This is a genomic window from Pseudomonas sp. PS01297, assembly GCF_029959305.1.
GTDB classification, from domain to species: Bacteria; Pseudomonadota; Gammaproteobacteria; order Pseudomonadales; family Pseudomonadaceae; genus Aquipseudomonas; species Aquipseudomonas helleri.
Window position 1 is genome coordinate 219,131 of record NZ_JASCPQ010000001.1, and the last position, 14,242, is coordinate 233,372.

Here is a 14,242-nt window from a genome sequence, read left to right on the forward strand (position 1 = left end):
GCAATAGAACTAACCCTAACGTTCTCAGGAGCCCCGTCCATGAAACAACGCTTGCCGGCGCGTCAGTATCTGTCGCTGTCTGTACTCGCCACCAGCCTTCTGTTCGCCCTCTCGGCCAATGCCCAGGACAAAGATACGTTCGACGTCGACTTGCCGAGCAGCAACCTGGAGCAAGCGCTGAATACGCTGGCCCAACAGTCCCGCGTGCAAATCATTTTCGCCAGCGACGTGGTCGGCAACAGCACCACCCCGGCGCTCAAAGGTCGCTATACCGCTGAAGAAGCCCTGCACCGACTGCTCGATAAACATGGCCTTAACGTGCAAAAGCGCGACGACCAGACGTTTTTTATCGTCGCGCAAGACACCCAGGCCAATACCCTCACCCCGCCACCGCCTGCTGAGCCGGTAGCCTTGGGCACCATGGTGATCAAAGGCGATGTGCTGGGCAGCGCCACCGACCCGCAAGTTCGCACCTACGCGGGCAGCCGTACGGTGATTGGCAACGAGCAACTGCAAAAAGCCAGCGTGCGCGGGGTCGATGAAGCCTTGCAACGTGTACCGGGGGTCAAGGTGTTTGACGAAACCGGCACCGGCGCACTGCCACAAATCGCCGTGCGCGGCCTCTATGAAAGCCGCAGCGGCCGGGTTCAGGCTTTGTCCGACGGGATTCCGCTGGCATTGGCGCCCTATGGCCAGACCGGGCTTTCATTGTTCCCGGTAACCATGGCGACGGTGGATCGCATCGACGTGGTACGTGGGGGCGCGGCGGTGCAATACGGCCCTAACAACGTCGGCGGCGTGATCAACTTCATCAGCAAACCCATCCCTCGCGAGTGGCAAAATACCGTTCAAGAGCGCACCACCTTCAACCCCGGAGGCCGCCAGCTGTGGGACACCTACGTGGGCACCGGCGGTTACCTGACCGACAATTTCGGCCTGCAACTGGACCTCAACAGCATCAATGGTGAAACCGGTCGTGAACACTCCGACACGGATATCCAGAACTACCGCCTGCGCGGCCAATGGAACATCGACGATGACCGTGACCTGAGCTTCGGCATTCAGCACTACCGCGCCGACATGGACCTGCCGGGCGCCCTCAGCGTGCGCGACTACAAAGACAACCCGCGCCAGTCGACCCGCCCGCTGGACAACTTCGAAGGCAATACCGACCGCGTCTGGGGCACCTACACCCAACAATTGGGCGCTATTGGGCCGTTCGATTCGGTGCAGTTCAGTTGGACCAACTTCGCCCACAAGAGCTACCGCAACTTTGTCGTGGGCCTGCCTTTCACCCCGGATGGCACCGCCGTTACCAAGCAGGATGGCCCGCGAGACTTTAAGGTCTGGGGCAGCGAGCCGCGCCTGAGCATGAACATCGACGGCGACCAGGTCAGCCAGACCTGGTTGCTGGGTGCCCGCTACGTCAAGGAAGACATCGACTACAAGGTCGATCGCCAAAGCGTTGCCACGGGCAAAACCACGCCGTTCCGTGACTGGCAGTTCAATGACTCGGCCAAGGCGTTCTACATCAGCAACGCCATCGGCCTGTTCGACAACCGCCTGACCATCACCCCCGGTGCGCGTTATGAAAATGCGCGCATGGATTACGACGACGGCATCACCGGCTTTACCAACGAGAACACCTCCCGGGAGTGGTTGCCGGGCCTGACCGTCGGCTTCCAGGCCAGTGACGACTGGTACGTGTACGCCAACGCGCAGAAATCCCTGCGGCCGCCGCAAGTCACGCAGATCGTCAAGGAAGGTCAGGTCGGTGCTGAACTGGCGTGGAACTACGAAACGGGCGTGCGCTATACACCTTGGGACGGCCTGCGCGTCGATATGGGCCTGTACCGCATCGATTTTGAGGATCAGATCGTCTACAACGGCACCACCGACCGCTTCGTCAACCTGGGCAGCACCCGTCACCAGGGCATCGAAAGTGAAATCTTCTGGACCCCGCAAGCCCTGCCCGCCCTTGACTTGCACGCCAGTTATGCCTACCTCGATGCCAAGCAGCGTAACGGTATCTACAAAGGCAATGACGTGCCCTTCGCTTCGCGCAACCAGTTCAGCGTCGACGGTCATTACCGTTTTGCCGAACACTGGAGCTACAGCCTCGATGGCCTGTACGTGAGCAGCGCCTACACCGACGCCGCCAACAGCGTCGACGAAGACGCCATTGCCTCGGTCGGCCGGCTGCCCGCCTACTGGCTGTGGAATACCGCCATCGAGCGCCAGTTCAAGCTGCAAGACCACAGCTTGCTGACCGCCTCTGCGGGCATCAGCAACCTGTTCAACCGCGAGTATTACTTCCGTGGCATCGACACCAGCCCGTGGGGCCGCCAACCTGCACCGCAACGCTCGTTGACGTTGGGGCTGAACTATCAGTTCTGATTAACAGCCACCCTCTCCTTCGGGAGAGGGCGCTTTTGATTTGCCCGGCCCCAAATCCCGTAGCAGTTGTCGAGCTTTGCGAGGCGACGTCCATGCGCACAGCAACCGCGAGGGGCAGAAACGCTTCAGCCTCAATGGAGCCTCCGATTGATGAAACTTTCTTCATAAAGGCATCTCGCCACACTTAAGGTATGCAGTTGCGGCATAGCCCATTCTGAAACGTCATAAACCTGTGTTTTGCTGCGTGGTAGTCTCGCTGAACCATGAACAGGCATAGATCGTAATTCGATGATGGCCAGAAACAGGAAAGATCATGCCCAAAAAGTCCCACACCGCCCTGCGCAATAACTTCCGCCAATTGCTTGCCACCCCTGCGTGTTTCGAAACGGCTTCGGTTTTTGACCCGATGTCCGCACGTATCGCCGCTGATCTGGGTTTTGAGGTCGGTATCCTCGGTGGCTCGGTGGCGTCGCTGCAAGTTCTGGCAGCCCCTGATTTTGCCCTCATCACCTTGAGTGAATTCGTCGAGCAGGCCACCCGTATCGGCCGCGTCGCTCAGTTGCCTTTCATTGCCGATGCTGACCACGGCTATGGCAATGCCCTCAACGTGATGCGCACCGTCGAAGAACTTGAGCGTGCCGGTGTTGCCGCACTGACCATTGAAGACACCTTGCTGCCCGCACAATTTGGCCGCAAATCCACCGACCTGATTTCTATCGATGAAGGCATCGGCAAAATCAAGGCCGCCCTGGAAGCCCGTGTAGACCCGGCGCTCTCGATCATCGCGCGGACCAACGCTGGCGTGTTGTCTACCGAAGACGTGATCAAACGCACCCAGGCTTATGAAAAAGCCGGTGCAGACGGCATTTGCATCGTGGGGATCGACGACTTTGCCCAGCTTGAGCAAATTTCCGAGAAGCTCACAGTGCCGTTGATGCTGGTGACATATGGCAACCCGAAACTCAATGACAGCCAGCGTCTGGCCAGCTTGGGTGTACGCATTGTCGTCGCCGGTCATGCCGCTTACTTTGCGTCGATCAAGGCCACCTACGACAGCCTGCGTGCCCAACGTCACCTGACCAACAGCACCAATAACCTCAGCGCTACCGAACTGACCCACACCTACACCCAGCCGGAAGACTACGTGGCTTGGGCCAAAGAGTTCATGGACGTAAAAGAGTGATTCACCCCCCCGGTTGGATAACACGGCCGTTATCTCACCACCTTGATAGACCTGTGGTTGGACAACGACCGCATGGAGAGCGTTAGGTCAGACGATGTCATCTACCACACCGCCGTCTACCCGCAGTGCCGCCCCTGTCGTCGCCGACGCCTGAGGTGAACACACGTAGACGACCATGTTGGCGACTTCTTCAACCGTTGCTGCGCGCTGAATGATCGAGCTGGGCCGATGCTGTAAAACAAATGCAGTCGCCACTGACTCCAGGGTTTTACCCGTACGCTCAACCTCGTCTTTCAGCATGTTTGCAACCCCGTCCGAGAGTGTCGGGCCCGGTAACACGCTGTTAACGGTCACACCGCTACCTGCAACCCGCTTGGCCAGCCCTCGCGCCAACGCCAGTAGCGCTGTCTTGGACACGCCGTAATGGATCATGTCAGCCGGAATATTGCGTGCCGACTCCGACGACATAAACACCACCCGCCCCCAGCCTTTATTGACCATGGCCGGCAGCAATGCCCGGCTCAAGCGAACCCCGGACATCACATTGGTTTGCCAATAGCTGTCCCAGACCTCGTCATCGGTTTCGTAAAAGTCCTGAGGCCCATAGATACCGGCATTGTTCACCAGAATATCCACCTCACCGGCATCACGAACCAGCGCCGCAACACCCTCGGCGGTGCTCAAGTCAGCAGCAATACCCTGCACCGACGTGCCCGGCACCGCTTTCGTCAACCTGGCGACGGCTTCAGCCACAGACTCCGTGCTGCGACCATTGAGGACGATCTGTGCGCCCGCCTCTGCCAGGCCCTGGGCGATGGCAAAACCGATACCCCCGGTGGAAGCCGTTACCAGTGCGCGTTTGTCATTGAATTGGATGTTCATCACTGCTCCTTCTCATGATTGATCGTGCGGATGTGTGGTGGGCACACTCAGTACGACCTTCAACAAAGCGAATTGACTCCCCGACCGTTCAAAAACCCCTTGGCACCCACGAGTGTCAATCAAACCACTCTTTGCGCCCTTCAAAGGTGCTGACGATCAGGTCCACCAGCCGCTGTGCCTCTTGCGGGAATGCTGCGGCGGCATTGACGGCCAGCCAGGCCTGCCGCTCCAGATTTGCGGGCAGCAGCCCGGGGATGGCGGTGAGGCCGCGATCACAGTGGCTCATGTAGCGCGGCAGTAAACCGATGCAGGCGCCGCAGCGGATCATTTCCAGCATCAATGAGTAATCGTGTACGTGCACCACCGCCGCCTGACGCTGTTCCACCAGCGTATTCCATGGCTGCAGCACCTGTACCTGTTGGTCCGGGTGCCACTGCACCAGCATGTAGTCAGCCAGGTCGTCGAGGGTTTCTGGGCGGGTCATTAGCCGCGAGTAACGTTTGGCGATGTGCGGCAGGTAGTGCAGGCGCGCCAGCGGCCTGACGGACTCAACGGCGAAACTCGGGCCCGACGGGGTTGGGTCCATATCTGAGAGCCACAGCACCACGTCAGCCTCGACCGTTTGCAAGGCGTGGTGGTTTTTCAGCGAGATGATGTCCAGGCGGATGCTGGCATTTCGGCGTAACAAGGCAATCAGGTCACGCCCCAGGATGTCGTGCAGGATTGTTTCGGCGACGGCCAGGCGAATGCGCGGTTGCTCGGCCATGGCCACCGATAATTGCTCTGCGTCCGCCAGGGCAATCAGTTGGGCCTGCAATCGTTGGCCTTCAGGGCTGAGTACCAGCGACCTGCCCTGATAGTTGAATAATGTACAGTTGAGGCGATCTTCCAGTTGGGTCAGTTGCCTGCGTAATAGCGTGGCCTTGATGTTCAGGCTGCGTGCTGCCTGGGTAAAGCAGCCACAGCGGGCGCTCACCAGAAAAAATCGCGCTACATCGCTACTCAGGGTGTTCGCCAGAAGCATCCTTGGTTCTGGCAATTCACAGGATTTGCGGTAGCCGGTGTTGCTTTGGGGTGCAGCCGATTCTTGAAATGCCATGTAGGGTGACTCCCTGTCTTGGTGCCGGCGCGGGGCAAGCTGCGATCTGTTGATTTTGTTGGTAATCGCAGCCTGTTGCAGTGTCGCGTCCTTGCGCGGGGTTTACTCAAGTACTTTGTTTAACTGCGCACCATCGATGCTCAGGGTTGCCGTGTTGAGCATGCCTTCCAGATACGACTTGGCGATTTGCTCCTGACGCTGGGCGCGCAAGGCCTGAGTCAGGCGCTCGCGCATGTCGTCGAGGGTGGCGGTACGTGCAGGCTGTTGGGCCGTGAGCTTGAGCACATGAAAACCCGCCGAGCTTTGCACCACATCCGACACTGAACCGACCTTGAGCCGCGAGACCACGCCACGTACCTCTGGCAGCAGCTGTTCCAGCGGCTGCATCCCGATATCCCCGCCATGCCCGGCGCTGTTGGGCTCTTGCGAGTACTGGGTCGCCAGTTCTGCAAACTCACCCGGCGCCTCTTGAGCCTTGCGGCTCAGCTCCAACGCCTGGCGGCGCACCCCTTCTGCGCGTTGCCCCGGGCCCACTGCGAGGAAGATCTGGCTGACTTGATACTGTGCCGGCGTCCCCCATTGAGCCTTGCCGCTGTCATAGGCCGCTTGCAGTTCGGCGGCGCTCGGGTAGTTGGCCGGCACTTCGCTGACCGACAACATGTAATCGCGGAATACGATCTGCTCGGCGGCAGCGCGAGTCTGTTGCTCAACCTCGGGGCGCTGACGCCAGCCCTGGGCATCGGCTTGTTCCAGAACGGCCTTTTGTGCCAATCGGGAACGCAGCCAGGTCTCCAGAGCACTGCGGTTGCTGCGCAGTTGCTCGCGGGCCTCGGGCGGTAAAGTCGCCATCACCGACTTGAGTTCCTGGACATCTATTTGCTGACTGCCCAGGCGGGCGACCGCAGGGCCGCTTTGCTGCAGATCAAGGACCGGCGCCGGTTGCTGAGCGGCAACCGGGTCGCTACCCGGACGCAGGCTCAATACCACCGCTACCACCAGCAAGGTCAACGCGCCCGCGCCGACCACCAGGGTTGGTTTCTTCACAGGGCAGTCGCCTCTTCGCGGTTGTCGACAGACTCGGTCTGTTCTTGTTTCTCGGCCTGGGCTGCCAACTGCGCCGCTTGCTGGCTGTATTCACGCAGGTACACGATGAACTCTTGCAGCAAGCGGTCCCATAGCTCCAGCTGGCTGCGCAGGTGGACTTCACCGACTCCGGCCACGACCACGTCCATTTCCATCAGCAAGAACTCGCCCTGCAGCGACAGGCGAGCAAAGCGCCGCGAAGCGTTCCACACTTCGGTCAGGCCTTGTGGCAGTTGGCCTTGAACGCGCAATGCACAGCTGTAGGTAAAGTCAACGTAGCTGCCCTGCTCCACTGCCGGGTTACCGAAACGCACGGCAAAACCGATGCCTTGGCTGGCGCTGAGCAGTTGCACGATGCCGTTCTGTTCGGTTTCGTTGACGCGGTAGCCTGCCGCTTGCAGCAGCTCAGTCAGGGTCTGGACGGTAACGCTAGTGATCAAATCGCTCATGGTGTGCTTCCTTGTCTATCAATGATTGAGGGCTGCTTGAGGTGCATCAAACCGGGTCTTGTACAAATCGTCGCCAAAGCCCTGGGCCAGTTCTTCGAACTTGACCCGTGCGCCGCTGGCGAATGGCTGGCGAATACTCATCACCTCAGCCACATCGATTTTTTCGTAAGCCGCGAGCAGTTGCTGGGCCACGCCGTACATCTGTTGATTCTTGGCAGCACATTGCTGCAGGTGTGTGTCACGTTCGGTCAATTGCGTCTGCAAGCGTGCACGTTCGGCTTCTTTGCCCCGCGCCAGTTGCAAAAGGTCTTCATAGGCCTTTTTAAACTTGCCGGTCTGTTCGTTGCTCGCCGCTACCTGAGCTTGCGCCTGGTTGTGCAGGTTCTGTTGCTGACCCACCAACTGCTCGGCCATGCCTCGGGTTTTCTCAAGCTCGGCGGTCAATTGCTTGATCTGTGCCTGCGCCTGTTTAGCCTGGTTTTCGGCAGCGATGCGCGCGGCGCTGGCCTGGGCCTGCTCGCTTTGCAGCGTCTGTAATTGCGCAGTGGTGCTGCGCAATTGCGTGCGCAGGCGCTCCTCCATACCTTCGGCTGATGCACCGGTCGCGGCCAGGCTGCCCAAGGCCAGTACCAGGCCGCAAATTCGGGTGTTCATGTGGTTTCTCCCGGCGCATCAAAAGCGCGTGTTGAGTTCCAGTTGCATGACGTCGACCTCAAACGGCGCGCCATACACTTCGGAGGCGCTCAACCAACGAGCACTGGCGTAGATGTTTTTGTCGATGCCGTAGCTGCCGCCGACGAAATAGCCCTTGGCATTGGTGCCGCCCAAGTGAAAGGACGAGTCGTTGAAGCCGTCCGGCAAGGCGTCAGGCTGGATGTATTTGTAGCCCGCGAGCACGTTCCAGTCGCCACGTTTGCGCATTTCCAGCGCGTTACCGAGGGTGAATTGCAGCATCATTGCGTTGCCGCCACTCTCAAACTCGCCGCTGCTGTTGAGGTTGTTGACGATCTCGCCTTCCGAGCGCTTGAGCATCTTGCCTTTGTTGTATGACAGGTTGCGGATGTAGTTGCCCTGGGTGCGCAGCATCAGGTTTTCCGGCAGTTGGGCGTCCCATGCCAGGTTCAGGTCAAGCACATCGAATTTGGAGGCCAGGCCGACAAACTGAGGCTGTGGCGTAAGGCCAGGGGTATCCGGGTTCGGCACGATGTCGCGCAGCAAGAACACCGTGTTGCCCTTTTGCATAAAGGTCAGGCGGGAACCGTCGGTGTCGCACCCTGGCTGGCCTTGCCACGGCTTGCACGGGGCAGAACGTTTGCCTTCAAGGTCTTCAAAGCGATAGTAAGCCAGCGCGCCCTTCAGGCTGTTGTCGCTGTTGAGCTTCCAGTCAGCGCCGATCTGGCCGCCAAACATCCACTTGTTTTTGCTGTCTTCCTTGTCCAGCCCGTTGCTGCTCGCGGTGTCCGAACTGTACTCAACCGGGAACGCGCCCAACGTAGCGAACACACCCCAATCCTTGTTGAACGTGTGATTGAAGTTGGCTGCGATCCCGTCAAAGTTCAGGTCTTTGGAGTACATCATGTCCGTTGAGTAGAACGGGTTGGCAAAGCGGCCGCCGGTCAAGGTCAGGCCCGGCATGGCTTTCCAGCTCAAGTAACCCTGATCAAGCCACAGGTCTTTCTTGCCAAAACCGCCGCCCAGGGTCTGGTTGGCCGATACCGGGCTGTTGTCATTGCCGGTGCCGACCCGGATGCCCGCCGTCCATTCCGGCGAGATGATCGCTTTCATGCCCAGACGCGCACGCAGGCGCAGCAGGTTTTCGCGGTCTTCGCGGGTGTTCAGCAACGGCGGCATCTTGGTGTTGCTGTCTTTGTTAACGTCGTAAGGGCCGTTTTCGTTCAACTTGGCGTAGTCGACGATTTCATTGCTGTTGTGGCCCGAGAAGTAACGGGATTCGTCGCGCAGGCGGATGTCGCCGTCAAAACTGATGCGTGAAGCCCACTCCGGGAAGGTGTTGGGCTGAGCCCAGTTTTCCTGCTTGGCGGTGGCCATCACTTCAGCCTTGACCTGATCACGGATCTGGTCACGCACGGCGGTCGGCACGTATTGCACCCGTACATCGCCAGGCGCTGCCACAGGGCCAGCGGCAACCACCGGGGCTGCGCTGGCCTGACGGGCTTGTTGAGCTTCACGTTCGGCCTGGGCAATCAGCCCGTCAGCGGCCGCTTGCTTGAGCACGCCTTGCTCGACCAGCAGGCGGATCAGGTTGATCGTGGCGTTTTCCGAGGGCGCGGCAGTCGCTGCCGATGCGGGGCCAACCAGGGTCGCGATGACCATGCCGACCGCCAGGGTCAGTCGATTCACGGGGGAAATCATGTGCTCACAACTCCTGTAAAAAACTGCAAAAAAAGTTCAATCACTCCGGACGACGGCCCTTCAGGGACAGTCGTACCGGCAAGGTCAGCGAAGCCGGTGTGCGCTGCGTGGCATGCGGCGCACGCAAGGCAGCCAGCACCTGAGCATCGGTTTGGGCGTCACCGCTGGACTGCACCAGCACCACACGGGTGACCTGGCCATCCGCGCTCAGCCACAGGTCGGCCTGCACCTGGTAAGCCTTCTTGCGCAGTTCCGGGTCTTCGCGCAGCAGGCGCTGAAAGACCCCCGCCAGGTATTGTTTGTACGTCCCGGTACCCAGGCCGCCACCGCCAGAACCGGCCATGCCGCTGCCCTTGCCCGCGCCGACGTTGAACCCGTCGTTACCGGCCTGGGCGTCGCCATCGATCTGCATCGGGTTGGCCAGGTCATCTGCCGGTGACGGCGGTGCTTCTTCCTCGGGCTTGACGTCTTCGGGCTCCGGTGAAGGCTCGGGCTCAACCACCTTTTCTTCCACCTGCGGTTCAGGCTCCTTGGGTTTTTCTGGCGGCGGTGGCGGTGGTGGCGGCAACGGGATAATTGTTGGCACCTTCGGTGCCTCCCGGCGTACGCCACTCATGTCATTGGCCCACTGCCAGATAAACCAGGCAGCAACACCGCCCAGCAGCAGACCTGCGCCCCATTTCAGCGGGCGCAAGAGCGTGTTTGGAGTCTGTGCGCTCATGTCGTATCAGCCCTGACTCGGTTTGCCGGTGACCAGGCCGACCTGGGACAACTCCAGGCGGCGCAGCAGGTCGAGCACTTCAATGACTTTCTGGTACTGGACCATGGCGTCACCGCGCACGATGACCGGGAAATCCGGGCTTTGCGCCTTCTCGATACGCAGGCGTTCTTCCAGTTCGCTCAAGGTGACCGGGTAGGCATCGAGGAACACCTGCCCGGCATCGTTCACCGAAATAGCCTTGGTCTTGGCTTCGGATAACGACACCGAAGCACTGGCTTTAGGCAGGTGGATCTGGATGCCCGACACTTGTGCGGTGGCGGTGAGGATGAACATCACCAACACCACCATCAGCACGTCTACCAGGGGCGTGATATTGATGCTGTCGACGGCGGCATCATCGTCATCGTCGTGGGCGGCGTTTACAGAAGCCATGACGTTTCTCCTCAGGCCGGCAACGCGGCGTAGGCGTGATGGCCGCGCTGATGCGCTGCTTCACTGAATTGGCTCTCGCCGTGCATTTCCGCCAGGCGGGTGATGAACTCATCGACGAACACCCGCATGTCAGCGCTGACTTCCTTGTTGCGGGTAATCAGGCGGTTGTAGCCAAACAGTGCCGGGATCGCGACGAACAGGCCCATGGCCGTGGCCAGCAAGGCGGCCGCCATACCCGGTGCAATGGCGTTGATGTTCACGTCACCGGCCATCGCGGTGCCGAGGAACACCACCATGATCCCCATGACCGTACCGAGCAGGCCGATGTAAGGGCCGCCGGCGATGGCATTAGAGAGGGTCGAGAGCTTTGAGCTCAGTTGCTGGTTTTCACGGGTGCGCACACCGTCCATGGAGCAACGGATCGCTTCGATGGTGGCGGCAGACACCGACGAGGTATCAGCGCCCTGGGCACGGCGGGTACGGATTTCCTTGACCGCCACCAGGTACAGGCGCCACAGCGGCGAATGGGTCAGACGCTCGGCCAGGGCCTTGTCATCGGCAAACATTTCCAGACGCGTACCAACTTGGGCGAACTGCTCGCGGAACACTTCGTTGGCCTTGCTGACGCGAGTGACCATGCGGTTTTTGCGGATCATGATGATCCACGACTGAATCATCATGCCCACCAGCACCAAAATGATGATCCAGGCATCCATCGGCACGGCATTGAACAGAAAACCCAGGCTGCCGAAGCCGAAGCCCGACTGTTCTTCATCAACGCCATAGGCAACCAGTTTGGACTCGGAACCCTGCGCGGTGGCATCTGCCAGCAGCAGGCTGGCCGGGCGGGCGACCTTGGACAGGCGCAACTCGTCAATGGCCCCATTCAACGGTTGGTAGTGGCTTGGCTCAGCGTCAGCGGCCTGCGGCACGTCGGCACCAATGGCCATCGGTGAGTTGAAGGCAGGCATGGCCACTGCCAGGCTGGCGGCTTCACGGCCGTTGACAAACAATGAGGTTTTTTCGCCTTCACTAGTCAGTGCCAGGTGTTGCCATTGGCCCGGGTTCAGTGGCTGGTTCGAGACGGCACGGTGGCCGTCGATTTCAACAAAAGGCACGCCCTGATCGGCACCGACCAACAGGCTGTGACCGGCTTCACGGCGGGCCAGCAACAGTTGCTCACCGGCCGGCTGGTCCAGACGCAACCAGGTGCTGAAGGTGAACGCAGCACCCGCGTTGTGTTGCAGCGACGGGCTGGCTGGCAGCAACACAGGTTGGCCGCCAAGCTGCAAGGCACGCCCGATAACTCCGTCAATGCTGGTGCCGGTGGCGTTTTGTGCAGTGTTGCCGTACGCCGTGGTGTCACGTGCCGGTGTGCCGTTGGCGCCTTCAAAATGGTAAAGCGCGGTGTAGTTCGGATCGAACGTCAACTGACCGTTCGAAGTGGCCGCGGCTTTCTGATTGCCGTAGTACATCCACAGGTCTTGACGCTGGCCGCCTTCGACCTTGGGTACATCGACCCAGATCAGCGCCATGCCCATCAGCGGGTCAAAACTTTCGATCTGGTGATTGAACACCGTCTTGTCGTCAGCACTGACAAAACGCAGGTCTGAACCGTCTTCCTTGACCCCGTCAAAGGTGAAGTTGCCGGTGTGCAGGCGAACCAGCAACGCAGTGCGGCCCAGCGGGTCATTAATGGCCGCGCCTTGTGGCGTGGTGTCCACCGAAATCTGTTTGCGGTAGTGCCAGTCATCCTGCCACCAGGCATGGGCGGTGGCCGGGAGCGCGAAGCCCAGGCAAATCAACAGACTCATTAATATGCGTTGCATGTGAACGGATCTCCGTGAAAGCGAATCAGAAAGTCGCCTGCACACTGAAGTGCAGTCGAGAGTCATGTTTTTGGGTGTTCGGGCCATCGATCAGCGGGTAGCCCCAGTCCAGGCTGCCGGACAGCCACTTGCTCAAACTGGCCCGGGTGCCGAGGCCGACACTGGCCAGGCGGTAGTCGTCTTCTTGCTCTTCCAGCGCGTCGCGCAGGTACAGTTGTGCCGCGTCGGCAAAGGCGTAAAAGCGCCATTCCTGCACATAACTGCCGAGGTATTTGGCCAGCGACGGGGTACGTACTTCTTGCGAGAGCAGGTAGCCTTCGTCACCGGTGCGCTCGGCGGCGAGGTAACCGCGCACCGAGGTGGCGCCGCCGGCGGAATACTGTTCGTTGGACACCAGCGGGCCAGAGGCCAACTGGAAGCCGACCTTGGACGCCAGTTGCCAGTCGTTTTTGAACGTAGAGGTCAGGTTGGCGTCGCCCTTGAGCACGGCGAAACTCGGGCTCGCATCCCAGCGCTTGTCGCGAAATTCCTGGGAGTCGCTGCCGTAACCGAAAAAAGCCCGGGTGCCGATCACCAGGTTCAGGCCCAGCCCCAGCTGTGTTTGTTCGGTGTAGTTGTAACCGTTGTAGCCAAAGGTCAGCGGCGCGTACTTGAGCGGCACCTTGTCGTTGCTTTCGCCAAAGCGCAGTTGCTCATCGAAGTCTTTGAAATCGACCCCGGCCGACAGCGAGTTGGCCCATGTGCCGCTCGACGGCAGACTGTAGATGGCCGACACACCGTAAGAATGACCTTTACCCAACACGTTGCTGCCGCCGATGGTGGCGATGTTGCTGTCCGACTGATAACCCGAGAACTGCAGGCTCCAGCGTTCGCTCAAAGGCGCGGTATAAGAACCGGACCAGACTTTGGCGTTATCCATGTCTTGCGGGGCGGTGAAGAACGTCAGGGAAACGCTGTGGCCCAACTGCCAGAGGTTGTCGTAACCCACGGTGGCGACGCTGCGCAGCCTTTTGGTGTCGGCGCTGTAGTCGTTGTTCAGGCCCAGGCTGGCATGCCAGGGGCTTTGGTCTTCGACTTGCAGGTCAATGTCCATGGTGCCGGGGCGTTGCCCTTCGTGGACGAGTGGCGTGACCTGGCGCCCGGCGTTGCGGTTGATGCCTGCGAGCTGGGTTTGCACGCTGGTGAAATCCGGCACGGTGCCTTCCTTGAGGCCCGGCACTTCTTCCCGGATTTCTACAGGCGAATAGTGCTTGGCGCCCACCACCCGTACCCGCCCGACTTTGGTTTCGCTGACTTGCAGGTACACGATACCGTCGTCGACTTTCTGCTCGGGCAGTTCGATAAACACCGATTGATAGCCGCGGTCCTGGTAAGTCTTCTGCAGGGCATCGCGGGCGCCCTCGATATCACTCAAGGTTTTTTGCGGCCCCAAGAAGGGATACACCGCTTCTTCGATGGCCTGCGCGTCGAGCACGGTATTGCCGCGTACGAAGTACTCGTTGACGTCTACCCGCCGCTCTGCACCTTGCGCCTGCGCGCCTTGCTCTTGCGCCAGTACCGGCTGCGCCAGCGCCAGCCAGCACAGCGCTGCGCCGCCGACCGGCCTGATTGACTTGAACAAATGCTCCACACCGCCCCCTAAATTGCCGTAATAAAACCCGTTGCCTAGCGCGTTACACAGGTAAGACCGGCGTGGTCGGGGGCTACCGAACTGATGTCATAAAAGCTTCATTCATCTTTTTAAACAGGACCTTCAACCGCACCAAAATCCCTGTAGGAGCGAGCTTGTCTCGC

General features: G+C 60.0%; 12 protein-coding genes. 2 read left to right on the plus strand and 10 right to left on the minus strand.

What is annotated here, in order from left to right; all coding sequences use genetic code 11:
- Positions 1 to 39 precede the first annotated feature (39 nt).
- Together QMX84_RS00860 and QMX84_RS00865 are read left to right on the plus strand one after the other, a co-directional pair.
- Positions 40 to 2,397, plus strand: coding sequence for a TonB-dependent receptor (locus QMX84_RS00860; RefSeq protein ID WP_282362866.1), 2,358 nt, complete (start codon positions 40 to 42; stop codon positions 2,395 to 2,397).
- A gap of 313 nt (positions 2,398 to 2,710) precedes the next feature.
- The gene (locus QMX84_RS00865; RefSeq protein WP_048372137.1) at positions 2,711 to 3,580 is read left to right on the plus strand and encodes an oxaloacetate decarboxylase; all 870 of its coding nucleotides are present in this window, start codon (positions 2,711 to 2,713) and stop codon (positions 3,578 to 3,580) included.
- 87 nt (positions 3,581 to 3,667) lie between these two features.
- Here QMX84_RS00865 and QMX84_RS00870 read toward each other — a convergent pair whose 3' ends face one another.
- The 10 genes from QMX84_RS00870 to QMX84_RS00915 form a co-directional block, all read right to left on the minus strand.
- Positions 3,668 to 4,462, minus strand: a complete 795-nt coding sequence (locus tag QMX84_RS00870; RefSeq protein ID WP_282362867.1) for an SDR family oxidoreductase — start codon at positions 4,460 to 4,462, stop codon at positions 3,668 to 3,670.
- A 115-nt stretch (positions 4,463 to 4,577) separates the two neighbouring features.
- A complete protein-coding gene (locus tag QMX84_RS00875; RefSeq protein WP_282362868.1) occupies positions 4,578 to 5,561 on the minus strand; it encodes a LysR family transcriptional regulator in 984 nt (327 codons plus the stop codon).
- Positions 5,562 to 5,663: 102 nt separating this feature from the next.
- On the minus strand, positions 5,664 to 6,605 hold the full coding sequence (locus QMX84_RS00880; RefSeq protein WP_262125950.1) for a peptidylprolyl isomerase: 942 nt from the start codon (positions 6,603 to 6,605) through the stop codon (positions 5,664 to 5,666).
- Positions 6,602 to 7,093 (minus strand): YbjN domain-containing protein, encoded by a 492-nt coding sequence (locus tag QMX84_RS00885; RefSeq protein WP_048372128.1) that lies wholly within the window; start codon positions 7,091 to 7,093, stop codon positions 6,602 to 6,604. Before QMX84_RS00885 ends, QMX84_RS00880 begins: the two co-directional genes overlap by 4 nt.
- An 18-nt stretch (positions 7,094 to 7,111) precedes the next feature.
- Entirely contained in the window at positions 7,112 to 7,747 is a 636-nt protein-coding gene (locus QMX84_RS00890) for a DNA repair protein (RefSeq protein WP_262125951.1), read from the minus strand.
- Positions 7,748 to 7,765: 18 nt separating this feature from the next.
- Positions 7,766 to 9,466, minus strand: a complete 1,701-nt coding sequence (locus QMX84_RS00895; RefSeq protein WP_282362869.1) for a putative porin — start codon at positions 9,464 to 9,466, stop codon at positions 7,766 to 7,768.
- A gap of 40 nt (positions 9,467 to 9,506) precedes the next feature.
- Positions 9,507 to 10,187: an energy transducer TonB gene (locus tag QMX84_RS00900; RefSeq protein ID WP_153326368.1), complete on the minus strand. Its 681-nt coding sequence runs from the start codon at positions 10,185 to 10,187 to the stop codon at positions 9,507 to 9,509.
- A gap of 6 nt (positions 10,188 to 10,193) precedes the next feature.
- A complete protein-coding gene (locus tag QMX84_RS00905; RefSeq protein ID WP_048372120.1) occupies positions 10,194 to 10,619 on the minus strand; it encodes a biopolymer transporter ExbD in 426 nt (141 codons plus the stop codon).
- A gap of 11 nt (positions 10,620 to 10,630) precedes the next feature.
- A complete protein-coding gene (locus tag QMX84_RS00910) occupies positions 10,631 to 12,448 on the minus strand; it encodes a MotA/TolQ/ExbB proton channel family protein (protein ID WP_282362870.1) in 1,818 nt (605 codons plus the stop codon).
- 25 nt (positions 12,449 to 12,473) lie between these two features.
- The gene (locus QMX84_RS00915) at positions 12,474 to 14,078 is read right to left on the minus strand and encodes a ShlB/FhaC/HecB family hemolysin secretion/activation protein (RefSeq protein WP_282362871.1); all 1,605 of its coding nucleotides are present in this window, start codon (positions 14,076 to 14,078) and stop codon (positions 12,474 to 12,476) included.
- Between the last annotated feature and the right edge of the window lie 164 nt (positions 14,079 to 14,242).

Coding starts and splice junctions, on each gene's coding strand:
- QMX84_RS00860 (WP_282362866.1), top strand. CDS start 40: ATGAAACAACGCTTGCCGGCGCGTCAGTATCTGTCGCTGTCTGTACTC.
- QMX84_RS00865 (WP_048372137.1), top strand. CDS start 2,711: ATGCCCAAAAAGTCCCACACCGCCCTGCGCAATAACTTCCGCCAATTG.
- QMX84_RS00870 (WP_282362867.1), bottom strand. CDS start 4,462: ATGAACATCCAATTCAATGACAAACGCGCACTGGTAACGGCTTCCACC.
- QMX84_RS00875 (WP_282362868.1), bottom strand. CDS start 5,561: ATGGCATTTCAAGAATCGGCTGCACCCCAAAGCAACACCGGCTACCGC.
- QMX84_RS00885 (WP_048372128.1), bottom strand. CDS start 7,093: ATGAGCGATTTGATCACTAGCGTTACCGTCCAGACCCTGACTGAGCTG.
- QMX84_RS00890 (WP_262125951.1), bottom strand. CDS start 7,747: ATGAACACCCGAATTTGCGGCCTGGTACTGGCCTTGGGCAGCCTGGCC.
- QMX84_RS00895 (WP_282362869.1), bottom strand. CDS start 9,466: ATGATTTCCCCCGTGAATCGACTGACCCTGGCGGTCGGCATGGTCATC.
- QMX84_RS00900 (WP_153326368.1), bottom strand. CDS start 10,187: ATGAGCGCACAGACTCCAAACACGCTCTTGCGCCCGCTGAAATGGGGC.
- QMX84_RS00905 (WP_048372120.1), bottom strand. CDS start 10,619: ATGGCTTCTGTAAACGCCGCCCACGACGATGACGATGATGCCGCCGTC.
- QMX84_RS00910 (WP_282362870.1), bottom strand. CDS start 12,448: ATGCAACGCATATTAATGAGTCTGTTGATTTGCCTGGGCTTCGCGCTC.